The organism is Levilactobacillus namurensis DSM 19117 (assembly GCF_001434785.1).
GTDB lineage: Bacteria > Bacillota > Bacilli > Lactobacillales > Lactobacillaceae > Levilactobacillus > Levilactobacillus namurensis.
In genome coordinates this window covers 1-25,189 of record NZ_AZDT01000002.1, presented here as the reverse complement: position 1 = coordinate 25,189, position 25,189 = coordinate 1, and the positions used below count along the sequence as shown (strand labels likewise).

At 55.2% G+C, this 25,189-nt stretch carries 18 protein-coding genes; 12 read left to right on the top strand and 6 right to left on the bottom strand.

The genetic code is table 11. The features are described from left to right. Positions 1 to 58 precede the first annotated feature (58 nt). The 5 genes from cls (at position 59) to FD30_RS00490 (ending at position 6,656) form a co-directional block, all read left to right on the top strand. Positions 59 to 1,510, top strand: coding sequence for a cardiolipin synthase (gene cls, locus FD30_RS00510; protein WP_056943466.1), 1,452 nt, complete (start codon positions 59 to 61; stop codon positions 1,508 to 1,510). Between the two features lie 335 nt (positions 1,511 to 1,845). Beyond that, a complete protein-coding gene (locus tag FD30_RS00505; protein ID WP_056943465.1) occupies positions 1,846 to 4,944 on the top strand; it encodes a YfhO family protein in 3,099 nt (1,032 codons plus the stop codon). A gap of 231 nt (positions 4,945 to 5,175) precedes the next feature. Further along, positions 5,176 to 5,799 carry a pyroglutamyl-peptidase I gene (pcp, locus tag FD30_RS00500; protein ID WP_235803236.1) on the top strand — a complete coding sequence of 208 codons (624 nt, stop codon included), beginning with the start codon at positions 5,176 to 5,178 and terminating at the stop codon, positions 5,797 to 5,799. 188 nt (positions 5,800 to 5,987) lie between these two features. Next, positions 5,988 to 6,380: a hypothetical protein gene (locus FD30_RS00495; RefSeq protein ID WP_056943463.1), complete on the top strand. Its 393-nt coding sequence runs from the start codon at positions 5,988 to 5,990 to the stop codon at positions 6,378 to 6,380. Positions 6,381 to 6,404: 24 nt separating this feature from the next. Continuing rightward, positions 6,405 to 6,656, top strand: coding sequence for a hypothetical protein (locus tag FD30_RS00490; protein WP_056943462.1), 252 nt, complete (start codon positions 6,405 to 6,407; stop codon positions 6,654 to 6,656). Positions 6,657 to 6,832: 176 nt separating this feature from the next. Here the strand turns inward: FD30_RS00490 and FD30_RS00485 are convergent, their stop codons facing one another. Next, a complete protein-coding gene (locus tag FD30_RS00485; RefSeq protein ID WP_024748014.1) occupies positions 6,833 to 7,066 on the bottom strand; it encodes a hypothetical protein in 234 nt (77 codons plus the stop codon). 309 nt (positions 7,067 to 7,375) lie between these two features. On the opposite strand from FD30_RS00485, the gene larD reads away from it, so the two are divergent. Next, entirely contained in the window at positions 7,376 to 8,095 is a 720-nt protein-coding gene (gene larD, locus FD30_RS00480; RefSeq protein ID WP_225426477.1) for a D/L-lactic acid transporter LarD, read from the top strand. Between the two features lie 137 nt (positions 8,096 to 8,232). On the opposite strand, the gene FD30_RS00475 is transcribed toward larD, so the two are convergent. After that, positions 8,233 to 9,543, bottom strand: a complete 1,311-nt coding sequence (locus FD30_RS00475) for an NCS2 family permease (RefSeq protein WP_024748012.1) — start codon at positions 9,541 to 9,543, stop codon at positions 8,233 to 8,235. A 221-nt stretch (positions 9,544 to 9,764) separates the two neighbouring features. Further along, positions 9,765 to 10,748: an aldo/keto reductase gene (locus FD30_RS00470; protein WP_056943461.1), complete on the bottom strand. Its 984-nt coding sequence runs from the start codon at positions 10,746 to 10,748 to the stop codon at positions 9,765 to 9,767. Between the two features lie 160 nt (positions 10,749 to 10,908). Here FD30_RS00470 and FD30_RS00465 point away from each other — a divergent pair, with 160 nt between their 5' ends. From FD30_RS00465 to FD30_RS00455, 3 genes are all read left to right on the top strand, one after another. Next, a complete protein-coding gene (locus FD30_RS00465; RefSeq protein WP_056943460.1) occupies positions 10,909 to 11,511 on the top strand; it encodes an SDR family oxidoreductase in 603 nt (200 codons plus the stop codon). Between the two features lie 86 nt (positions 11,512 to 11,597). Next, on the top strand, positions 11,598 to 11,960 hold the full coding sequence (locus tag FD30_RS00460) for a hypothetical protein (RefSeq protein ID WP_056943459.1): 363 nt from the start codon (positions 11,598 to 11,600) through the stop codon (positions 11,958 to 11,960). 156 nt (positions 11,961 to 12,116) lie between these two features. Then, positions 12,117 to 13,130: a polysaccharide deacetylase family protein gene (locus FD30_RS00455; RefSeq protein WP_082604756.1), complete on the top strand. Its 1,014-nt coding sequence runs from the start codon at positions 12,117 to 12,119 to the stop codon at positions 13,128 to 13,130. Positions 13,131 to 13,346: 216 nt separating this feature from the next. On the opposite strand, the gene FD30_RS00450 is transcribed toward FD30_RS00455, so the two are convergent. Then, a complete protein-coding gene (locus FD30_RS00450; protein WP_056943458.1) occupies positions 13,347 to 14,489 on the bottom strand; it encodes an ArgE/DapE family deacylase in 1,143 nt (380 codons plus the stop codon). Positions 14,490 to 14,681: 192 nt separating this feature from the next. On the opposite strand from FD30_RS00450, the gene FD30_RS00445 reads away from it, so the two are divergent. Then, a complete protein-coding gene (locus FD30_RS00445; protein WP_056943457.1) occupies positions 14,682 to 18,329 on the top strand; it encodes a PD-(D/E)XK nuclease family protein in 3,648 nt (1,215 codons plus the stop codon). Next, positions 18,322 to 22,095, top strand: coding sequence for a helicase-exonuclease AddAB subunit AddA (addA, locus tag FD30_RS00440; protein WP_307724578.1), 3,774 nt, complete (start codon positions 18,322 to 18,324; stop codon positions 22,093 to 22,095). The genes FD30_RS00445 and addA overlap by 8 nt, the downstream gene beginning before the upstream one ends. Positions 22,096 to 22,153: 58 nt before the next feature. On the opposite strand, the gene FD30_RS00435 is transcribed toward addA, so the two are convergent. Beyond that, the gene (locus FD30_RS00435) at positions 22,154 to 22,345 is read right to left on the bottom strand and encodes a hypothetical protein (protein ID WP_056943456.1); all 192 of its coding nucleotides are present in this window, start codon (positions 22,343 to 22,345) and stop codon (positions 22,154 to 22,156) included. 93 nt (positions 22,346 to 22,438) lie between these two features. Continuing rightward, a complete protein-coding gene (locus tag FD30_RS00430; RefSeq protein ID WP_056943455.1) occupies positions 22,439 to 23,608 on the bottom strand; it encodes an acetyl-CoA C-acetyltransferase in 1,170 nt (389 codons plus the stop codon). Between the two features lie 226 nt (positions 23,609 to 23,834). Between FD30_RS00430 and FD30_RS00425 the strand changes: the two genes are divergently transcribed. Then, complete coding sequence (locus FD30_RS00425) at positions 23,835 to 24,791, top strand: hypothetical protein (RefSeq protein WP_056943454.1); 957 nt, start codon at positions 23,835 to 23,837, stop codon at positions 24,789 to 24,791. Positions 24,792 to 25,189 lie beyond the last annotated feature (398 nt).

Here is a 25,189-nt window from a genome sequence, read left to right as displayed (position 1 = left end):
AAGACATTTGTTTGTTTTGGCGTATGATAAAAAGGCAAGGAGTGAAGGAGGGAAAGCCATGACGTGGAGTATGGTTATCGAAATCATTATCATTATTAACGCAGTCCTAGCCTTTCTGACGGTCTTTCGGGAGAAGCGGGATATCGCCGCAACTTGGGCCTGGATGCTGGTGCTGGTGCTGGTGCCCATTGTTGGGTTTATCGCCTACGCCTTTATCGGCCGGAAGCTACCCAAGGGCCGGATGTTTCGCTTGAAGCACCAGGTAGCGGTTCAACTGGATGAACGGTTGTCGCAACAACGTGAACAGATTGGCACCCAAATCATGCCGGCGGATAAAATCAGCCACTCCGTGATCAACATGGTCAACATGTTCATGTCGACGGACTCGGCTTTCCTAGCACGGCAGAATCGCGTGCGGGTGATTACTGACGGCCATGAATTATTTCATACGATGTTGGAAGATATCGAGAGTGCAACTTCCAGTATTCATATTGAGTTCTATACTTTTTATAATGATCGCATTGGTAACGAAGTCTTAGATCTGCTGGTGAAGAAGGCGCAAGAGGGCGTCGAAGTCCGGGTCATCTACGACCCTTGGGGTTCGATGGGGACCTGGAAACGGTTCTTCAAACCCTTAATGGCCGCCGGTGGTCACGTGGAGCCCTTCTTAGGGACCCGTTCGGCCGTGATTGACTTTCGGCTGAACTTCCGGGATCACCGGAAGATCGTGACGGTCGATGGGCGCATAGGATACGTCGGGGGCTTCAACATCGGCGACCAGTACCTGGGGCGTAAGGAGAAGTTCGGTTACTGGCGCGACACCCACCTGCGAATCGTGGGGTCGGGAGTCTTCGCGTTACAGGCCCGCTTCATGCTGGACTGGAACGCGACCGATAAGGACCACCCCTTTGACGATAGTGTGATCGACCACCAGTACTTCCCACTCACCAAGGTGAAGGGGGAGACCAGCTTACAGATCGTCTCGAGTGGTCCGGATTCCGACCTGCAACAGATCAAGATGGGGTACATGCGCCTGATTCAGACGGCTGAGAAGCGGTTGTGGATCCAGACGCCGTACCTGATTCCCGACGACAGCGTCTTGGATTCGTTGCGGATCGCTGCGATGGCGGGCATTGATGTCCGCATTATGATTCCGGATAAGCCGGATCACGCCTTCGTCTACCGGGCTACGCAGTACTATGCGCGGCAGTTGGCCGAAGACGGCGTGAAGATTTACTACTACCATAACGGTTTCATTCACGCCAAGACCATGGTGGTCGATGGTAAGATTGCCTCAGTGGGTTCGGCGAATATGGACTACCGTAGTTTCAAGTTGAACTTCGAGATCAACGCGTTCATCTACGACAGCGCCATCGCCACGCAGTTGGAAGACATCTTCGAAGCCGATATGCGGCACAGCGAACTGATTACGACTGAAAAGTTCAACCAACAATCGCTATACCTTAAGTTTAAGCAGACGGCGTCACGCCTACTCTCACCAATTCTCTAACCGGGGAATTACGGGTCAAATTAGTTGGTTTCCGTAGGGTGCGGGTGTACGCTTAGGATGCTGGCGGATAACGTAGCGGCCGGATTGAGGCCAGGGTTTCCTGGTGGTCGCGCGTTGAACAGCAGAATATGAATGTATGTGTGAGAGGAGCTCGTATCGTATGATGCGGGCCCTTTTTACGTCTAGGGGAATCGGAAAATGTTGGGGATACCAAAATTGCGTCAAAATATTACCGTTTGGCTAAAGGTTGGCAACAATGATTGACACGGCGCGACGGGATTTGTACATTGGGAGTAATGACTTCAACTGTGCATTTTTAAGGAGGATTTGCCACTATGAAAATTGGACGTCACCGGTGGCCGTTGTTTGTCCTGTATACAGCGGCCTTTGTGGTGATTGCCGCACTGAGTTTTGGGATATTCCGTCTCAGTAATCGGACCTTTATCTGGTATCTAGACGGCATCAGTCAACATTACCCCATGATCTTGGAACTACACCGGTTATTGGTCGCTCAGGGATTGGACGGTCTCGCGGGCTGGTCTTGGACCCTGGGCTTGGGTGCGGATAAGTTAACCACCTTGTCCTATTACGTGTTGGGTGACCCGTTCGCGTACCTGAACGCTCTGTTACCCACGCGCTGGTTGGAAACGGGCTTCGCGTGGATGGTGATTCTGCGCCTCTACGCGGCGGGCCTCGCGTTCCTGCCTTTGGCTAAGCTGTACCGCTTTAAGCCTGGAAGCCAGTTGCTGGGGACCTTGACCTACACCTTCACCGGCTATTCGCTGATGATTGGGGTGCATCACCCGTTCTTCTTACTGCCAATGATCTGGATGCCCCTGTTATTTGTGGGAATCGAACGGATCTTGCAGGGCAAGAGTTGGGTGCCCCTGGGCGTGGTGACCGGTGTTGCGATTCTCAGTAACTTCTACTTTGCGTACATATTGGGACTGGGGAGCCTGTTCTATGCCGCCATCCGTTTCGCTCGGCGGAAGGTGGACCGGACGCTGCTAGCCAGTGGTTGGCAGGTTCTGCGACGCTTTATCTGGGCGGCCGGGAGTGGCATCCTCTTATCGGGAATCTTCCTGGTGCCATCGCTATTGATGATGCTGCACTCGACCCGGGCCGTGACCAAGTTTGCGAACGGGCTGTGGCTCTACCCAATCAACTACTACTTGAACCTGGCGAATACCGTCTTGACTACCGGAAATGGGCTGACCTATTGGGTCGTCTTCGGGATGACGGGCTTCACCTTCTTCGGGTGCGTCTATACCTTGCTCCATTGGAAACAAAACTGGAGTTTGGCGTTGACCTTAACGGCGATTCTGGTCGGGCTGGTCTTCCCAGCTGTGGCGGCCTTCTTCAACGTCTTATCGACGCCTTCGAACCGGTGGCTTCTCCTGGCCGCGATTCCGTTAAACCTTGCGACCATGGTGTTGGCGGATCAGGTGACTACCCTGACCACCCGCGACCGCCGATGGATCGGGGGAACCGCCGCAGGACTCTTGATCTTGGTCTACCTGAGCAACGGGGCGACCTTCGACAACCCTGCGAGAGATCTCCTGGCTTATGGCTTGTTTCTGGCTATGACCGCCGCGTTGGTGGGGAGTGGCCAGCAACCCGCTAAGGTCGTGATTCCCGTAGTGGGCGTGTTAGTGGGGATGAACCTGGTCAGCAACGCGTGGGGGTATTACGACCCCAACCTGAGCCAGCAGGCCACCCAGGAGTTACGCCGCAAGGACGCGACCCAGTACCTGACCAAGTATTACGATGGCGCCCAGGTAGTCCCCAAGGCCGAGAAGACGTTTAGCCGGATTAACCAGTTACCCAGTTATAACGTCTTTCGGACTGCCGGGAACAACTACGCCATGTTCCACCAACTGCACGGGGTGATGTCCTACTTCTCCGTGGAGAACGGGTACGTGGGGCAGTTCAGTCAGGACCTGCAGAACTCGCAGTACCAGATGAACTCCCCGATGACCCAACTGGACAACCGAAGTACCATGAACCACCTGTTGGGCGTCAAGACGATTTTTGCCCGTCAGGACCAGGTGGCCGATAAGATGGCGATTCCTTACGGATACAAGGCCGGTAAGAAGGTCTATAACGAAAAGCCGGTTTACGCGCTGTCGAACGGGACGGGGACGCAGCTGTTGACCACTGACCTGGCCTTCCCGCTGGTCTACACCCAATCGCAGGCCATGACCCGGAAGCAGTGGCTGAAGTTACCGGCGACTGACCGGGCCCGGAGCCTGACGCAGGCGGCCGTGACCACGCATAAGGCTAAAAATGTGACCCAGGCGGATTACCAGTCGCCGGCCCGCAAGCTGGATTATACGGTCACGCCTAACGCGGTACCGGTAATTAACAACACCAATAAATTGATCCAGTATCGGTTAAAACAAGCGTTTGCCGGACAGAAAGATAACTTGAACAACAAGCAGTCGGCTAGCTTCGGTCAGACCCTGAAGATGCCTAAGTTGACGTTGGACGAAGACGGGATGATGACGCCGGAGGAAGTCAAGCAGTACGCGCCAATGGCGGGGCTGGACAAGCATCCTAAGGCGGTCAGGAACATCTTGCAGGAGAACCAAAATATCCTGGACGCAACCACTGAGGCCAACGCGCACGGGTTACGGCAAATGACCAGTGACGCGCAGGGCCACCAGATCAGCTATACGCTGACCATTGACCGGCCAAAGCTGGCCCAGGGGACGGAACTGTACCTGGCCTTTGACGGGTTACAGTCCAAACGTCTGACCACCAACGAACAGCTGCAGGCTCAGGAGAATACCAGTCTGTTAGGGGCCACGCCACGGTCGGACCTGACTAAGCTGAATGCTTGGCGAAAAGCCGTGAAGTCACCGGACTTGGGCGGTTACTGGGTCATGGCGAAGACCCGGGATCAGATGAAGAGCTTCACCCAATTGGGCTTGGATAACCTTTCGGATTACGAGCCCAAGAGTAAGGTGCTGTTAAACCTGGGTTATAGTCAGAAGAATCGGGAGACTATCGACATTACGTTCAACACCACCCACCAGGTCTCGTTCAAGTCAGTCAAATTGATTGCGATGCCGTTCAACCGAAGCTACGACCAGCAGGTTCACCAGGTCCAGCGCCAGGGGCTCCAGAATGCCAAGGTCAGTGACGACCGGGTGACTGGCGATCTGACCACGACCCAGGCCAGCGTTCTAGCAACCTCGATTCCGTATTCAACGGGGTGGCGGTTGACCGTTGACGGGAAGACTACGCCGACCCAAGTGGTCAACGATGGCTTCGTGGGCGCGGAACTAGGCGCCGGGACCCACCACATCAAGTTGACCTACCGCACACCAGGTTTGCGTGTCGGAGCACTATTGAGTGCTGTCGGCATCGTCTGCTTGGGGCTTAGCAGCCTCTGGATTTGGTGGCGGCGGCCGATGAACCGCAAACACTGATCTTTGAGTTAGTCAGAACATGGGACTAACGGCGAATCGTTAAGAACATTAGGAAGAGGCTGGAACGGATGACGCGTTCCAGCCTTTTTCTATGTTTAGTCAAAGGGGAGGCGGATACCCATCAAGGTGGCAATGGGCTCAACATGATGGACTCAAGGATGGTTTACGTTACCCGTCGCTTGTTTACGGTGAGGGGACGGGTATAATCGAGGATAACGAACGGAGATGGTGATCACGAAAATTTTAGTGACGGGTTTTGATCCTTTTGACCACGCGACGGTCAATCCGGCCTGGGAAGCTGTCCGCCGGTTACCGGCGACGATTGCGGGGGCCCAGATTGTCACGGCGCAAGTTCCCACGGTTTTTGACCAGTCGGCTCAAGTATTGCATCAAGCGATTCTGGACCACCGCCCGGACGTGGTCTTAGCTATTGGCCAAGCCGGGGGCCGCGCAGGGTTGACCCCGGAGTTGGTGGCGATTAACCGTAACGATGCCCGGATTCCGGACAATCAGGGACAACAGCCCTGTGACCAACCCGTCCAAGCGGATGGCCCTGCGGCTTACTTCACCCAGTTGCCGGTCAAGGCCATGGTGGCGGCGATTCGTGCGGCGGGGTTGCCCAGTCAGCTCTCGACCACGGCGGGAACCTTTGTCTGTAACCACTTGATGTACCAGGCTCAGTACCAGCGGGCCCACGAATTTCCCGGGTTATGGGCGGGATTCATGCACATTCCGTTCTTACCCAGCCAGGTGGTTGATCGCCCCGGCGTTCCCAGCATGGCGTTAGCGGACGCGGTGCGCGGGATTACGGCGGCCGTGACGGCCATCGTTACCGCACGACAAGCGGATTACTAAATAAATGAAGGCCCCACTAGTCCGTGATTCGGTGCTAGTGGGGCTTGTTGGTTAACCGTCCTGGGGGAAACATAACCCGGGAAATCTGGTGCGCCACCCGGTGGTTATTTCCCGGGTTAACGGCGTGAGGTTGAAGAAGGTGGGGCGGATTTGGTACCCTAAAGGGAGAAAACGAGGAGGAAATTAGCGTGAAAGCAATTTGGCAACGGCCGCTGGTTCGGTATAGTCTACTGGGCGGCTACGGTGTCTTGTTCCTGTTCTTTGTGTGGGGGCTGGCCTTCACTTGGCCGATCCGACTGATTTGGTTCCTGGGGTTGGGTCTGACGTCGATACTGTGTTGGACCTTGCGCCCAAGCTGGTCGGCAGTGTGGCACGGCCGCGAGAGTCCCGCTTGGGAACTGGTCTTGTGTTTGATGGGTGATGTGATCATGTTAGGCCTTTTTGGCAGCTTACCGGGGCGGTTAATGGGACTCGGTGCGGTGCTCTGGCGGGCTACAGCATTTCTAGTTGCCAGCCACTGGTTAGTGTTACTGGACGAGTTGGTCTACCGGCGCCGAATACGCCGGTCCCAAAATAATTGAGTGTGAATTGGGGGAGCGAGTGAGATGTGGCATGAGTTATGGCATCCTTGGCGAGAAGGCGCAGCAAGTTTTCGGCGCTGGGCCGACGAGTATTCGCCGCGACGGTTACACTGGTTTGGACTGGGACTGATCGTGGTCCTGATTCTAGGAATTGGGTTGATCACGACCCGGGCGACGACCTGGGGCTACGGCCTGGGGCTACGGCCTCTTGGGGGTGTGGTTCTTCCCGCTGGCGGATTATTTGACGCTTCGATTCTTACGGTGGCACTGGCCTAGCGTGGTGAGTCTGATTGTGGGCACTTTATTGGGTGCCGTGGTAACCATGGCCGTGATGCTGGGCTGTGCGTTGGTATTCCACGATTAAAACGTGTCCACTGCGGTTTTGGTAAGGGGCCGTAGTCGAACGCACTAAAAAAGACTGGGAAATCTTCCCAGTCTTTTTTAGGTCCAGGTTAAAGGCGGCTATTGTAGATCAAGAAGCTGATATAGCAAGGTTCGCCTTCCGGTAAGTCATAACCCGTATTTTGGTTGGAGCCGTCGTTTTCGTGGAGTACCACGAACTCACCGGACCCGTAGTCTTGTTCGTTTAAATATTTGGCGAGACGGTCGTCACACTCCGCGAGGGTCTTCCCCGTAACGACGCGTCGATTCCAGCCCCGATGGATAACTTCAGTTGGATTCATCATTTGCCACATCTCCCGTAATTGGCGCCAAGGGCTGCTAGCTGGTCGAAATCAGCCCAGTCCGACGACCAAAAGTTAAAAAATAATTGTGTCTGACCTGAATGATGATTAAGCGGTTCCATTCAAGTCCTTAACCTCATCATAGCAAAGTTGCCGTCCGGATACCAATTATCTCGGCGACCGATTCATCAAAATGTAACAGACATAAGCGACACCCTCTAGTATAATAAAAAATTGCGTGTGTCAGTCGGACTGGTTCTCGCGACCGGCGCTGGCATACCTAGGCATAAGTTGAAATAGGAGGATATCGTTTTGCTAGTACATAATTTAGTTGCGGAATTTATGGGTACCGCGCTGATGATCATTTTTGGGGTCGGCGTTCACTGTAGTTCCGTCTTAAAGGGCACCAAGTACCGGGGTTCCGGTCATATCTTTGCCATCACGACTTGGGGTTTCGGGATCAGTATCGCGTTGTTCATCTTCGGCAACGTCTGCATCAACCCGGCCATGGTGTTGGCCCAATGCTTATTGGGTAACCTGCCTTGGAGCAGCTTCATTCCTTACTCCGTGGCGGAAGTTTTGGGTGGGGTCATTGGCTCCGTGATCGTCTACATCATGTACGCTGACCACTTCAAAGTCTCGGCTGATGAGATTTCACCGATTACGATTCGGAACCTGTTCTGTACTGCGCCAGCCGTGCGGAACTTACCCCGGAACTTCTTCGTCGAATTCTTTGACACGTTTATCTTCATTTCAGGTATCCTGGCGATTTCTGAAGTGAAGACGCCCGGCATCGTGCCGATTGGCGTGGGACTGTTAGTCTGGGCCATCGGGATGGGCCTGGGTGGCCCGACCGGGTTCGCGATGAACCTGGCACGGGACATGGGTCCCCGGATTGCGCACGCTTTACTGCCCCTACCGAACAAGGCGGACAGTGACTGGACTTACGGGATCATCGTGCCCGGCATTGCACCGTTCGTAGGGGCGGCTTGTGCGGCGTGGTTCATGCACGGCTTCTTCGGCATTGGGTAATTCGTCCGGTGACTTTGGGACTGACTGATTATAAGGTTAAAATAGTGACATTAGGCGTTGGGCTGCGGCTTAGCGCCTTTTTTAGACCAAAAAATCGCCTGACCCGGAGGCCAGACGATTCTGATAACCCGATTAAATTAGTTGGCGTTTAAGATCCAGAGGAACCCGATGAAGACCACGGCCAGGCCGTACATCATCGGACCGACTTCCTTGCCGCGTTTGGCGGCAATCATGGTCAGTGGGTAGGTGATGAATCCTAAGGCGATACCGTCGGAGATACTGTAAGTCAACGGCATTCCCAGTACAATCAGAAAGGCGGGAGCGGCAACTTCGAACTTTTCCCAGTGGATGTTCTTCAGGGATTGCGCCATCAAGACCCCGACGATGATCAGCGCGGGGGCCGTTACTTGGCTGGTCACCACGGAAAGCAGTGGGGAGAAGAACGCACCCAGGATGAAGAGAATCCCGGTCACAATTGCCGTGAAGCCCGTCCGGCCCCCAACGGCGATTCCGGCGGAGGATTCCACGAAGGCGCCCATTGGCGAGGTCCCCAGCAGCGATCCCACGACCATGGTACTGGAGTCAGCCATCAGCGCTTTCCCGATACGGGGCAGCTTGTTGTTCTTGACCAGTCCGGCTTGTTCGGCCAGTCCGACCAAGGTCCCGGTAGTGTCGAAGAAGGTGACCAGTAAGAAGGTCAGGACCACTACGGCCAGTTGTAAGGAGTTGATGCTCCCGGCGTGAGTTAGCCCAACCAGAAAGGTCGAGTCGATGCTGGGAACGGGCGCGATGATCTGCTTAGGCATGGGAATCAAGCCAGTCATCAGACCTAATGCGGAATTGGCAATCATCCCAATGAAGATGGCTCCGGGAATCCGGGCGCTCATCAGAATCAACGTGACCAGTAATCCGAAGATGGTCAACCAGGTGCTCCCGGTATGCAACGAGCCTAGGGTGATGATGGTCGACTTGTCGGCGGCCACCAAGCCCCCTTCGCTCAGACCGATAAAGGCGATGAACAGGCCGATCCCGGCACTGATCGCCATTTTGAGGTCCCGGGGAATCGCATCAACCACCATTTCCCGCAACTTGAAGGCCGTCAGGATCATGAAGAGGATCGAGGCCACGAAGACACCGGCCAGCGCCGTTTGCCACGGGACCTTCATCCCGATGACCACGGAGTAGGCGAAGAAGGCGTTGATCCCCAGACTCGCCGAGATAGCGATGGGGTAGTTGGCCAGGATGCCCATTAAGAAACACCCGAAGGCGGAAGCAAAGGCGGTCGCCGTGAAGACGGCCCCTTGGCTGATTCCGGAAGCCCCTAAGACCTGGGGGTTGACGAACAGGATGTAGGCCATGGACACGAAGGTGGTGATTCCCGCCAGAATTTCGGTCTTGAAGGTCGTGCCGTTTTCGTCAAAATGGAAAAAGTTTGCGATGCGTTGCATATCATGCACTCCTTAAAACAGTAGTTAGTAGAATCCGAACATTAATCAAGAACGTTCGTGTTTATATCCTTAAACATTACTTATAGAGTATAACATAGCCATTAAAAATAGCAATCACGAATTTATCAAAAATGTTAAATAATAAAGTTCGTGATTTAACGTTAATTCATCTGAGCACTAAAAAAGCCGCGGCGCAATGCCGCGACTAAAGAAATTTAAGGTTAATCAGGATCGGCCAGGGACTTGCCGCTGGTAACGGCTTTGAACTTGGTGAAGGCTTGGTCGATGGTCTGGTATTCGGCCGACGTCAGGGTCACGTCGAGCGCTTGCGCGTTGGCCTCGACTTGGCTGGCCCGCTTGGCTCCCGGAATGACCACACTGATGAGTGGGTTTTGCATGTACCAAGCCAGCACCGTTTGAGCGACCGTGGCGTTGTGGGCCTGGGCAATTGGCCGAACTTGGTCGATGGCGGCCAGGGCTTGGCTGTACCGGGGTTCCTGGAAATCGCTGATCTGACTGCGAATGTCGTCAGCTGGGAAACTCACGGACTGGTCGTACTTCCCAGTCAACAGACCTGAAGCCAGTGGGAAGTAAGGGACGAAGCTGATGTGGTGGTCCTTGAGGTACGGCATCATATCAACTGCGTGGTCTTGGTGGAGGAGACTGAACTCGTCTTCGACCACGTCAACGTACCCGTCAGCATTGGCTTCCTTAATCTGGTCTAGGCTGAAATTAGAGACCCCGATGGCCCGAATCTTCCCCTGTTCCCGCAGGCGTTGCAGGGCACCGACCGCTTCGGCCTTCGGGGTGTCCTTGTCGGGGAAGTGGATGTAGTAGATGTCCAGGTAATCGGTATTCAGGCGTTTCAGACTGGCTTCGACTTGGGCGGTCAGGAATTCAGGCGTGTTGTTGATGACCTGTTCGCCTGACGAGAAGTCCTGGGCGCCCTTAGTGGCCAGGGCGAAGCTGTGACGGTCGAAATCGTGCATGGCCTGGCCGACCAGTTCTTCGGAGTGACCTAACCCGTAGACGTAGGCGGTATCGAGTAAGGTGATACCGTGATTCAGCCCGGTCTGAACTAACTTCAGGCCGTCATCGTCCTTCAGGTTGGGAAAGAGGTTATACCCGCCGACCGCGTTGGTTCCTAACCCCAGGGCGGTGGCTTGAACGTCGGACTTACCAATCGTAACTAATTCGTGTGACATTGAAATCCCTCCTAAATAGTATGAAACCGAATACAAAAGCTACCATTATCATACCAGATTCTGAGAAGCGGGGATACGCTTGTGAAATCTTTTCGGGAATCCATGACGCGAAGCCGACGCTTTCTGGTACACTGGAACCTAAAGATTGGAGGAAAACGTGATGACGACTTATTTGATTATTGGGGCTAACGCCATCGGTCAGGCCGTAGCTGGTAACCTGGTGCGCCAACCGGCTGCTACGGTCCGGCTCTTGCACGGCGCGGACGAAACGCTGCCCGCTGAACTGGCTGCTCAAGTCACGGAAATGACGGGTGACCTGCATCAGGCAGACACTTACATTCCGGCGCTTCAGGATACGCCCATCGTCTTTTCCGCGTTGACGGGACCCGATGTGGACTGGGCGTTTGAAGAACTCTTCGATGCCCAATACCATCAACGGTTACCGTTGACCCGCTTCGTAATGTTGAGTACGGCGGGGGTCGACGATGAAGTGACCGGTCAGTTGGCCTATCCGGGAATCTCGGACGTCAAGGAGTACCTGAACCAGCAGCGGTATGCCGCTAAACAGGTGGATGAGGCTGAGTTCCCGTACACGATTCTGCGGCCCGTGACCCTGACGGAGACGCCCGCCACGCCCGCCAAGATCATTGCGGAAGGTCAACCGGTTCCCGCGGGGACTGTTTCACGTGAAACAGTGGTCCAGGTCGCGACCGATTTACTGATCAACGGCGGTCATGACTATCAGTCACTCGCAATTTGTTAACCATGGCGAAAACTTTCTTCTTTTAGGAGAAATGGCGGTCGTTTGGCCGCTAACTTTGTTACACTTAATGAGCGGGGGTGAATACAGTGGCTTTAAACATTAATGACCAGCAGTTGGCGGCGGTGCGGGAACGCATCGACCAGGCCAACCAGAAGTCCCATTTTGTAATCTTTCAATCCGTGGAGAAAGCGACCGGTAAGGTATTACGGTTGATCACGGATATCGAGAGTTTTCGGACGATTCAAGAACAGCACCAGGCGGACGCCGTGATGGTGATCATTCAAGACATCGTGCCGATTACCGACGACTTGGCCCGCTGGGCGGTCGCCGAGAATATGGCGGCGCAGCAACCCAACGACGCCGCGGTGCTCGAGGACTTGGAGACGTATACCAATGCGGTGCTCACGGAGAATCACCAAGCAGCCAACACGGACGATGATCAAGACTAAGCAGTCGACAGCGATGTCGGGCTGCTTTTTATTTTGGTTCTGAAAAGTACGGTTGCGACAGGAACCTTAGCTTGGGTGGGCACCGTTGACCCCCTTCATGAGGAAACCTGCTACACTTAACTTAAGTCAGGGGGATACCCGTGAGGAGGGGGTTTCATGAAGCGAAGAATAGTCTGGACCAGTGTCTTAACCGTGGTGACCACGTTGGGTCTGTTAGGTGGCGGTCAGTCCGCTCAGGCCAAGGCCACCGCAAATCGGGTGGTCACGTTTGGGCAACTCACGAACCGCAATCCGAAACGGCTCGCCGGGATTCGGCAGGCGGCCCGGCAACAGATTCTAACGCAGACGCACGCCAAGAGTCGGCGGGTGCCGGCGGTCTACCAAGTCAAATTACCGCACCACATGACCAAGAAGGCGACGTTGACGCCGCAGGGGTTGCGGATGAACCTGTTGGCGAACAGCTTCAAGGTCAAGCGCATTACGATTCCCTATCAGCAGTTGACTGGGAAGGTCCTCAACCGCTACTTGCCCAAGGCCAACCGGACACCAACCACCAAGGGAAAGTTGGTAGCGTTGACGTTTGATGACGGGCCGGATGCGAAGCTGACGCCTAAGTTATTGAAGATTTTGAAACGCAATCACGTGCACGCGACCTTCTTTGAAGTCGGCAACAGCGTGAGTCGGTACCCGCAGATCAGTCGGGCCGTCCTCAAGGGGGGCAACGAACTGGGGAACCATTCTTGGAACCATCCGGACTTCAACCGCATTGGGACGGCAAAGACCGTCAAGCAGGTCATCCGGACCAACCAGGCCCTGTATCGTGCCACGGGGCAGTTACCGGAATATGTCCGGCCGCCGTACGGCAATATTACGGCGGCTGAGGGCCGGGCCATCGAGCAGCCAATCATTCGCTGGTCCGTGGATTCTCGGGATTGGGCTTACCTGAACACCCAAAAGGATATTAAGTCCGTGCTGGGTGCGACGCGTAACGGGTCGATCATCCTGATGCACGATATCCACGCGCCGTCCGTTGCGGCGGTGCCTACCATCATTCACCGGTTGAAGGCCAAGGGGTACCACTTGGTCACGGTCAGTCAGCTCTTGAATCAGCGGGCGTTACCGGACTTACAGTACTTTGGCCGTGGCGATTACCGGGTTGTCGGACATTAATTTTAAAATAGAAACGATGCGTTGCGGCGATTGGCGTAACGCGTTTTTGATAGGAAGATAGTGGCATGGGACGTTGGAATTGTTATGAACGATGACGGCTAGTCGCTTGAGCAATGACAGGCAACTAATTGGGGAAACAAAAACAGACGGTCAGAATGAAGTGCCCCAGAATTCTAGGGCGCTTCATCCTGATCGTCTGTTTTTTATAGGCTTAAGTTAGGCCAAAAATTCTTCCGCTAACTTCTGGTAGACCCGTTGGACGTGGGCGAACTGGTCCAGGTCGACGGATTCGTTGGTTGAATGGGCGGCACTCCACTCGCCGGCACCGTAAACGGCGACCGGGAAGTGGTTGGCGGACTTGGTGAATTCGGAGGCGTCGGTGGCTCCGTGGATGACCTGTAATTGAATCGGATGATCGAATTCTTGATCGGCAATCGATTTAGTCAGCTGTAAGAGCTTTTCTTGCGGGTCACTGATGATTGGCTTGAAACTGTAGTCGATGTGCAGCGTCAAGTGGACATCGGGCTCTTGATTCAACTGGTCCACGACCTGGTGCAGGCGGTCGATCACGGCCTGGTTGTCGAATTCAGGAATAGGGCGGATGTTCCCTTGAAGTTCCGCGTTGGCAGGAATACTGTTAACTTGTTCCCCACCTTTGAAGACGGTGACGTTGTGCACCAGCGGTCCCAGTTCGGGACTGACCGGGGCGTTATCGAAGGCAGTCTTTTCCGCGGTGACGAACTTGATCAAGTTGGTAATGGCGTTGATTCCCTTTTCGGGCATGGAGCTGTGGGCGCCTTTGCCTTGGCAGAAGACGTGGTAGTTCAGTGAGCCATTGTGGGCGTAGACCAGGTTCCCACCAGTCGGTTCACCGATGACTAACCCGTCGAGGTCGTCCGCGAGACCTTGTTGGGTCAGCATCCGCGACCCCATGGCCCCGTTTTCTTCGCCCACCGTTCCGATAAACCGTAAGCGCCCCTTTAAAGGAGTGCCTGCGTCTGCCAGGTTGATGAAGGTGATTACCATACCGGCCAGGCCGCTCTTCATATCGGCGCTCCCCCGACCGTAAAGGACGTTGTTTTCGACATGGGCGTCGAAGGGTGGAAACTGCCAGTTCGCTGGATCACCGGTGGCGACCGTGTCCAGGTGGCCGGAGAGGGCTAAGACGTGATCGCTATTAGCGTCCCCGATTTCGGCGACCAGGTTACTGCGTCCGGGGGCGTAGGGGATGACCTGACTGTCGATGCCGTGGTCGGCGAATAAATGTTGAATGTAGTCAGCGACTGCGGCTTCGTTGCCGTTAACGGAGTTGAGACTGACCAAGTGTTTTAAGATTTGAAGTTGTTCCTGGGATTCCATGGTAAAAAGGCCCGCTTTCTCTCATCATTTTTTAATTTTAGCTTGTTTTCAGTGTAGCACGCGGCGGGTCAAACGGAAAAGAAATTGGTAGATTTTTTGCCCAGTAAGTTCAATTTACGGTGAACGTATGTTCGAGATGACCAGCATCTATGCTAAAATAAAACTATCGAGAAAATGACGGAGGGGTGGCAGATGAGTTTACAATTTATCTTAGGCAGTGCCGGAATGGATCACCGCAAGCCGATGGTCACGGCCCTAGCCCAGCAGTTGGCCGAACAGCCGGAGGAGCAGGGATATTACCTGGTTCCGAACCATATTAAGTTTGAGACGGAAGTGGATGTCCTGACCGATTTGAAACGCGAATTGGCCCAGGACGACCCACTATTTGCGCAGTCCCAGGTCCAGGTGTTTTCCTTTACCCGGTTAGCCTGGTTCTTCATGAAGAACGAACCGATTTACCAGCTGCCCCGGATCTCACCGGCGGGGCTGAACATGTTGATCTATCAGATTATTCAAAGTCACGCCGATCAACTCACGATTTTCCGTGGGGAAGTCACCCGACCAGGTTTTATCAGCCAGTTGACCGCCCAACTCGCGGAATTTCGGGTGGGTCAGGTGACCGCGGCTGATTTAGCTACGGCCATCGACCGCTTGGCCCCCGGTAGTGCGGACCTGCAGGCCAAGCTCCACGACCTTCTGATTATCTACGAAGCCTTTGAGACCCAGATGGCGGGAAAGTACGTGGCCAACACCGACCTTTTGAACCAGTTGGCCGACTTCTTGACCCAGGTCGACCTCAGCCACGCCCACTTCTACCTGGAAGGCTTCTCCCAATTGAGTGCGCAGGAACGTCAGCTGGTGACCGTCTTGATTCAACGAGCAGCCAGCGTCACGGTGGCCTTGAACCTAGATAAAGCGGCTCCGCAAGAGCTGCCAGATCCGACCAACTTGTTCTTCCAATCGGCTAAACTTTATCAGCAACTCTATGCCGGTGCCCGCGCCAATCAGGTGCCGATTCTGACGGATCAACGGGCCCAGGAACCACGTGTTTCGGCCGACCTTTTGGCATTGGACCAATATTGGCAGGCCAGCACCAACCTGAGTGCCCAGCTTCCGGCGGTGACCTCCACGCCCCAGCAGATTCAGGTGGTCCAGGCCGCCAGTCGGTATGCCGAAGTGGCCCACGTTGCGACCCGGATTCGCCAACTGGTAGCCAGCGGCCAGTACCGATACCGCGATTTTCTAGTGACTACCCGGCACTTGGACGCTTATCAGACCGTGATTGCACCGATCTTTAACGCCCAAGCGATTCCTTACTTTGACGACGCGGACGTGCAGATGGCGGACCACCCCTTCGTGGAATTGTTGACGGCCCTGTTCGACGTTCAGCGCCGGGATTACCGTTACGCCGACGTATTCCGGGTCCTGAAGTCGGAGCTGTTGTTGCCGGTAGATGAAAATGGCGACCCCATGACCCTCGACGCTTATCGCCAAGCGGTCGCCTTGACTGAAAATTGGGTCCTCAAGAATGGTTACCAAGGTCAACACCGCTGGACCCAAAAGGATGATTGGGTCTACACGCGTTTCGCGGCTGGTGACGATAGTGTCCAGACCACCCAAGATGACCAGATTACTGCGCAGATCAACCAGATTCGCCACTTCGTTAAGCAGACGTTACCGCCGTTCTTTACCCAGTTGAAGCACGCGCAGACCTATACGGATGCGGCGGCAATTCTCTACCAGTTCTTGGCCAACCACGGCGTGACTCAGCGTCTGATGGCTTGGCGGGACCAGGCCATTGATGCGGGGGAATTGATGCAAGCGGGCCAACCGGAGCAGACTTGGACCACGTTCTGTCAGATGCTCGACGAGTGCCACGCCATTTTGGGACCACTGCCCTTTAACCTAACGGACTTTGAAGCCCTTTTGCAGGCCGGGTTTGCCGGCGCCAAGTTTAACCAGATTCCCTCGACGCTGGACCAGGTGTCGGTCTCGGAAAGCGGGTTAGTACAGGCTAACAACCGGAAGGTGACTTTCTTGATTGGGGCAACCGCCGACACCATGCCGGATAATCAGGTCCCCGCGACCTTGTTGGCGGATAGTGACCGCCAAGACTTGGGGGAAGAGTTACAGACAACGGATAGCCATGCCTATCTGCGTGATGACGCGGCGACTCAATTAGCGGGAGAACCTTACTTGAACTACCTGGCGTTCTTGAGCGGCAGCGAGCAACTTATTTTCAGTTACCCGGCGGCCAGTGACCAGAGTGACGGCGTCGAGTTATCGCCGTACGTTTCCCGGATTCAAGAACACTTCCACTTGCCGACACAGGTGGTGACCACGACGCCAGCAGCCGACGACCACGACATCTGGAACTATATCGGGACCCGCCGGACCACTTTGCGGCACCTGGTTCAGGCCAGCTACGATAGTAAAGAACGCAACCAGTCATTGTCACCAGCCTGGTCGTATATCTTGACACTCTTACAGCAAGACCCGAATTATGGAGAGTTAACCAATAAATTGTTGGGAAGTTTGAGCTACCGCAACGTCCCGCAACAGCTACGTCCGGATATCGTGACTCAGTTGTACGGCCGGAAGATCAGCACATCGATTTCAAAGCTGGAAGAGTACTACGCCAATCCGTACGCCTACTTCTTGAAGTACGGCCTACGGTTGCAGGAACGTGACGTCTTCGAACTGTCTCCCGCCAGCACCGGGGAGTTCTTCCACGCGACGCTGGACGGCTTGATTAAGCTGGTCAATCAGCAACACCTGAACCTAGCCGACTTGGACGACCAGCAGATGAACGACATGATTGACGAGGTGACTGCTAAAGTCCTGGACACCACCCTGAATCCCCAGTTTGCGATTCTGGAAAGTTCCGCCCGAATGGGGTACATTCGCCACCAATTGATCAAAACCATGCACCAGATGGGCCGGACGCTCCACGAACAAAGCCGGCGAACGGCATTGCGGCCGCGCCGGACCGAAGTCCAGTTTGGCTTGGGGGACCAGCAGGGGCTTCAGCCATTGGTCTTTGACTTAGACGCGGACCAGCCGGATAGCGCCACGCCACACCGGCAAGTGCTGGTGCGGGGGCGAATCGACCGGCTAGATGAGTTGAAGCTGGCGGAGAAGACCTTCTTGGGCATCGTCGATTATAAGAGCTCCGAGCACCAGTTCGACTATCAGAGCGCTTACTACGGGCAGGCCATGCAGATGCTGACCTACCTGGATGCGGTTAAGCGCAACTTGTCCCAGCTGGTCGATCAGCAGGAGGCGCCGTCTACGGAACTGGCGGGCGCGGTGTACCTACACCTGCAAAACCCAGTTCTTAAGGCGGGGGATATCCTGAATCAGGACCCCTTGGACGCGTTGTTAAAGGCGGAGCAGTATCAAGGGTTGCTACTCGATGACACGGATTTTCTGGACCATATCGAGGAGTGGCTGGCGACCGACAGGTACTCTAAGCTCTTTAGGGGTCTGCGGAAGAAGGTCAAGGGGGGCTATTCATCAGAGAAGCTGGTGACGCCCGACGAATTAGACAATTTATTGGCCCACACGGAACGGCTGATCAAGACGGCCGCACTGGAAATCTTGGAGGGTCATTTGGACCTGGCACCGGTGCGGGAACAGAACCGGACGGCCCTTCAGTTCTCACCCTATAAGTCGATCATGCAGTTCGACCCACTCTTACCAGAAAACAATTACCATAATTTAATCAGTCTGAAGAAAGCGGACATCATGACGCTGATCGAACAGGAACGGCAACAGAATGCCGCGGATGAGATGGCGGCCATCAAGAAGCGCGCGGAACAGGGGGATCATCGTGAGTAAATTTACCTATACGGAAAGTCAAAAAAAGGCCATCTTCGACCGGGGAACCGACTTACTGGTCTCCGCTTCGGCGGGGTCCGGGAAGACCCGGGTCTTGGTTCAACGGGTCATCGAACACCTCAAGACGGGAACCGGGATTGACCAGATCCTCATCGTGACCTTTACCAAGGCGGCGGCTGCCGAGATGCGTGACCGGATTCAGACGGCCTTACGGAAGGCGTTGGCGGCAAGTCAGGGCGACAGCCAGCAGCAACAGTTCTACTTGCGCCAATTGAACCTCTTACCGGTGGCCGATATCAGTACGCTGGACGCCTTTTGTTTAAACTTGTTGCAACACTACTATTACGTGATTGATTACGACCCGGTCTTTCGCCTCTTGGCGGACACCACGGAAAGTGCGCTATTACGGGACGAGGTCTGGACGGACCTGCGAGAAGAGCTGTACGCCGACGATCCGCAAGGACGGTTCGCCCGGTTGACGGAGAACTTTTCGGGCGACCGGAATGACCAGGGGTTAGCGGATCTGGTTCAACGGGTCTACACCTTTGCGGATGCGGCCCCAGACCCGGATGCGTGGTTATCCGGGTTAGCGGATGCCTACCAGTTGGATGCGGCCCATCTGACGGAAACTAGCTTCTTCCACGACCGCTTACAGCCGTTATTGGCGGCCCAACTGGACCAGGTCCAAGCCGACCTGACTAGTGCGTTGGCGCTGGCTGAGAATGCTTCGTTGACCAAGCAGATGACGTACTTGACCCAGTGTTTAGACCAGCTGCGCAACCTCCAGGACATCCTCCAAACGGGGAGTTGGAACGATTTGCGTACGGAAGTCCTGGCCTTTAATTGGGGGCGGTTGTCGCCGATTTCTAAAAAGAACGAGGATCACGCGGTTTACGTTGACCTCAAGGCCTTTCGTGATTCGGCGAAGAGGCAACTGGATACCCTAGGGAAGACCTACTTCTTACAAGCCGAAGACGATGCGCTGACCACCATGCGCCAAGCTCATGAATTGGTGACGGAGTTAGGGAGCGTGGTGCAAAGTTTCCGCCACGCGTACCTGGCTGAAAAGCAGCGTCGGCACGTCTTAGACTTTGCGGACGTCGAACACGCGGCGTTGCAGATTCTGACCCAACCTGGGCAGGATTCCCAACACGTACGCGAACAGTTACGTAAGCAGTACCAGGAAATCATGGTCGACGAGTATCAAGACACCAACAGCTTACAAGAAGCCATTTTGACGGCGATTGCCCAGCCCGAACCCCACGGGAACCGGTTCATGGTGGGGGATGTCAAACAATCCATCTACCGTTTCCGGCAAGCCGACCCGACCCTGTTCATGCATAAATCTGACCGGTATGGGGCCAGTGACGCGGGCGAGCTGGTGACGTTGGCCGAGAACTTTCGGTCGATGAAGAACGTGGACGACTTTACCAACCTGATCTTCCAGCAGTTGATGGACCGGCAGTTGGGCGAAGTGGCCTACGCGGGCGACGCACTGCTGAAATACGGCGCGCGGTATTATCCCAGTGACCTACAGTTCCCGGCGGAAGTGATGGTCTACCTGAGTGACCGACCGACGACCCCCGACTCTGGAGAAGCCATGGATGAGACTTTCCAAGTGGATAACAAGCACCAGGGCGAAGTCCTGATGGTCGGCAAGAAGATTCAGGAATTAATCGCGGACCAGGCGCCGATTTATGACCGGGAGACCGGCCAGACGCGGCCGGTGCAGTATCGCGACATCACCTTACTCACGCCGACGCGGGCGAACAACCTGATTATCACCGACGAATTACAGCACCTGGGGATTCCGGTGATGGTCAACGATGCCCAGAACTACTTTAAGACCACGGAAATTCAGATCATGATGGCCCTATTGCGCGTCATCGATAACCCGTATCAGGATATTCCACTAGTGGCCGTTTTACGGTCACCCATCGTGGGGCTTAACGAAAATGAATTGGCGTTACTGCGAATCAATCAACGCACGGGCGACTACTATCAGGCCGTGTTGCACTTTGAGCAGACCTATAGTGAAGACCACGCCAGTGATTTCCAGCACACGGTCCACGAAAAGATCAGCCATTTTCTGGAACAGCTAAAGACCTTCCGGGACGTGGCCCAACAAAATGAGTTGGTCACGTTGATCTGGCGCATCTACCAGGAGACTGGTTTCTTGGATTACGTTGGGGGGATGCCCGCCGGTAAACAGCGGCAGGCGAACCTCCACGCCCTGTACGAACGCGCCCAAAGCTATGAGCACAGTAGCTTCAAGGGCCTCTTCCAGTTCGTGCGGTTCGTTGAACGGCTCCAGGAACGGGACGACGACCTAGCGAGCGCCCCCGTGCAAACGGCCGATGATGCCGTGTCGGTGATGACCATCCACGGAAGTAAGGGATTGGAGTTCCCGGTAGTCTTCCTGATGGACGCCTCCCGGCAGTTCAACCGGCAAGATCAGACGGGCCCTTACGTTTTGAGTGGTAAGGATGGGATTGGCATCGACTACCTGGACACCACCAGTCGGATTCAGGCCCCGTCGCTACAGAAAGTGGTGATGGCTCAAGCCATCAACCGGGCCAGCCTGGCGGAAGAAATGCGGAAACTCTACGTGGCGTTGACCCGGGCGGAATCGCGACTGTACATCGTGGGGTCGCATAAGACCCAGGACGAAGCCTTGAAGAGTTGGCAACAGGCCTTCCAGAGTACCGACCTGGTACTGCCCGCGACGCTACGGGAGAAGTCCACTCAGGCCAATTACCTGGACTGGATTGGGATGTGCCTGATGCGGACCCCTCAAGCCGGCGACTTGCGCGATGGCCAACCGGCATTGAGTGCGCTGGCGGGGGATCCCGCGTTATTTAAGGTCAGCTTTGCCACGGAAGACGACGTTGCCCCGGCGACCAACGTGACGCAGTCCGCCCAGGATTGGCTCAAACAGGCTAGTGCTGCGGCCCAGAAAGTACCCGCGACCGCAGTCGATGGTGCCAAGTTGAAAGCCATTATGGACTTCCAGTACCCGCACCAGGCGGCAACGGTCACCACGGCCTACCAGTCCGTATCCGAAGCAAAACGGCTCTTCGAGGATCCGGACAACGCACGCATCGGGGAGAGCCAACCCACCGAATTGGGACGGCAACGGGGGCGGCGGTTCGTCACCCATGACTTTGCTCGACCGGACTTCTTACAGACCGTGCGGGAACCCTTGCCGACTGAAATCGGGACGGCGACCCACTTGGTCCTTCAGCGACTAGACCTGACCCAAACGCCCACGGCGGAGCGGGTCCAGGTGGTGATCGACCAGCTGGTCACGGACCAAGTCCTGACGGCGGCCGTTGCGGCTAAGATTCAGGTGGACACGGTGTTGCGGTTCTTCGCTAGTGACCTGGGGCAACAGCTCTTGGCGGCGCCTGACCGGGTCCAGCGAGAAGTGCCGTTCTCGCTATTGATGCCGGCTAAGAGTCTGTTCCAAGACTTTCAGGAACAGGATTCGCAGGTTCTAGTCCACGGGATCATTGACGGGTACCTGCAGACGGACCAAGGCATCATCCTCTTCGATTACAAGACCGACCACGTGAACCCCGACCGGTTAGATACCAGTGTGGCGCGGTTAGTCAATAAGTACGGCGGGCAAATCAATCTTTACGCGACCGCCTTACACCAGATGACCGGCCATCCGGTCTTGGGTCAGTACCTGTATCTCCTGTCGGTAGGTCAGCTAGTCCCGGTTCCCCGGCGAGATCTGGACGACCCCACAACGACTGAATAATTTAACCTAAATCAAAAAATCGGCGGCTAGTTGTGAACAACTAGTCGCCGATTTTTAATTACGAATGAATCATGATTAAGGACGTTAGGATGGCGATCAGGACCACCATCACCGCCACCACACCGCCCAAGTATTTGGAGAAGTGGTGGTCGCGGTGGAGCAGGTAGCCTAGGATGCCCAGCAGAGCCACCAACGCGATGGTGGTTAGGATGATGAGCTTGATCTTGACGTCAAAGTCTGCAGAAATCATGGCGGTAACTTCCTTCCGGGGATTTAGTCCCCATTATATCAGCCTTTGGTGACGGACGGAACTGGAATGATGGCGTCCGTTCGGCAAGTGGCACTACCGCAACTCAAGTGTGAGGGCCATCCCCATGCCGCCACCGATACACATCGCGGCCAAGCCCCGGTGTTGGCCGGTTCGGCGCAGTTCGTGCAGTAGGGTGACCACGATGCGGGTGCCGGAAGCACCTAAGGGGTGTCCCAGGGCGATGGCGCCCCCGTTGACGTTGACCTTATCCGCAGGAAGCTGGAGGTCCCGCGTTACGGCGACGGATTGGGCTGCGAAGGCTTCGTTCAGCTCGAAACGGTCGATATCCGAGACGGCGAGCTGTTGTTTCTGGAGAACTTGGGCGATGGCTTCCTTGGGTGCGTAGCCCATGAGGGCGGGATCAATGCCGACTTCTTGAAAGCCGGTCAGGGTGGCCAGGTACGGCAGGTGGGCCGCTTCGGCCGCTGACTTGCGCATCAAGACCATGGCCGCCGCCCCGTCGTTGAGTCCGGCGGAATTTCCGGCAGTCACGGTACCGTCGGGTTTGAAGGCCGAGGGTAACGCAGCGAGCTTGGCTAACGAAGTGGTCGGCCGCACGCCTTCATCGCGGCTGACCAGGGTGTCGCCCACGGGGACGGGAATGATTTCGTCAGCAAAACGGTGCTCGGCTTGGGCCACTGCGGCCTTTTGCTGGGAGGCCAGGGCGAACGCATCCTGTTCTTCGCGGGTAACGTGGTAGGTGGCGGCGACGTTTTCCGCCGTGATACCCATAGGATAGCCGTGGAAGGCGTCCGTGAGCCCGTCGCGACTGAGTCCGTCGACCAGTTGAATATCACCGAATTTATGCCCGAAACGGGTGTGGGGACTCAGGTAGGGCGCTTGGCTCATACTTTCGGCTCCCCCGACCAGGACCGCGTCGGCGTCGCCCATCAAGATGGCGCTTTGACTCAACCGGATGGCCTTGAGACTGGACCCACAGACCTGGTTGACCGTCATGGCGGTGCTGGAGACGGGCAGACCGGCGTTTAATTCGATTTGGCGGGCGACGTTTTGCCCCAGACCGGCTTGAACTACCGTGCCGAAAATGGTTTGTTGAATCTGGTCAGCGGTTAACCCGCTGCGTTGGATGGCCGCCTTGGCGGCAAGCGTGCCCAGTTGAACGGCAGAAACGCTTTGTAAGGCGCGCCCCAGCTTCCCGATGGGAGTGCGGACAGCGCTTAAAATAACAACTTCATCGACCAATTGCGATTTCTCCTTTTCCGAAAAGTATCCGAACCTCTAATATAACCGAATTTGCCGGCTTTGTCTTGGGAAACGCTGACCACTAACGGAAAACTTGGGCAGGCCTTAAGGAACGGCTGAATTTTTAAAATGTTGGGAAGTCGCTTATAATGGAAGTATATTGCGGCGCCGGCCGCTTGAATGGGACTAGGCGCCGCACGACTTTATGGATAAGGGGAAATTTAGGATGACACAAACTGACGCAACATGGACTCCCTGGACGCCGGCAACTTTCTTGACGCCGACGCGCTTGGGACGGTTATCGAAAAATCAACAGGCACACGCAGAAACCATCATCACCGATTTTAACGATGCCTACCAGCAAGTCGCCGCGACCGACCAGACTTGGACGGTCACGGGCTTGAAAGCAGCGTTGACGGCGTTGCCGATGTTGGTTGATCGTCCGCATAACTATTTCGTTGCGGTGGTCCCGGTCCTTAGCGCCTACATACAGGCTCAGGTGCCGGCAGAAGACTGGCCGGCGCTTCAGGCCGAACTAGTGGCGGCGCGGCCACAGTTGGTCGAGAAGCACACCACGCAAAAGGTCAATCAGGAGCAACGGGCTTACGAGGACGTAGTGGCCCAAGTCGAAGGCTGGGTCCAAGCCATGGCGGCCCAACCGCAGGTGCAGAATCTGAGTGCGGCTAACCAGCGGGCCTTTGGCGTGATCGTCCACGTGACGGCGGAGCTGTTGCTTACGGGCCGGCACTTACAACCGGCCGAGTGGGATGCGAAGGCGTTGGCGTCCGTGATGTTTGGACCCTTTACCCATTTGTTGGATAAGGACCAACGGGAACCGCACCTGTACCAGCTGATTCCGTTCGCGTTGACCACGTTGTTCACCTACCTGAAGGACCAGCTCAAGTATGCTGGGGAACTACAGGATTGGGTCCGGACGCACCACACGGCGTTGACCACCATGTACGATCCGGAAATGGAGACCTTCTTCGAGGAACTGACTACGGCCATGCAACGGGCGGGAATTGATACCCAAGACCACGCGGCGGTCGACCAGTTCACCAAGGCCTACTTGCGGGAGCATCCGGAACGGGGACAGAAGTTATTCGCCACGGACCAACAGCTCAAGGCCGTGGGCAAACGGCGGGGTAGCCGTCCCGCTTTCCGACGTAAACGTCGCCGGTAATGAGATGATGACTTGAGATGAGAAGCACGGGACTGTTACTTGTTCCGGGCTTTTTTGTTTTGCATATTTAATGATTTTCTAGGAAAAAACTGAATATGTGAAGAAATAAGCATTTGCGATTAATGAAACATGTTTCATGATTTGAAACGATTATCAGGCTGAATTAGCTGATGACAGTAGTCTTGAAAACGCTTCCCAATCCAGCGATCGTCCGCTATGATAAGTCATGTAATCAAGGGAAACCAAATGAATAAATAAAAAGATAAGGGAGTTTTTGACATGACTAAACGCGATTTTATCGACACGAATACTTACACGAAAGACGAAATTCAATACATGATTGCCTGAATTATTCATACCTTTCAAAAAAGTCGTCAGTTTTCATGTTTTTCAAAAAC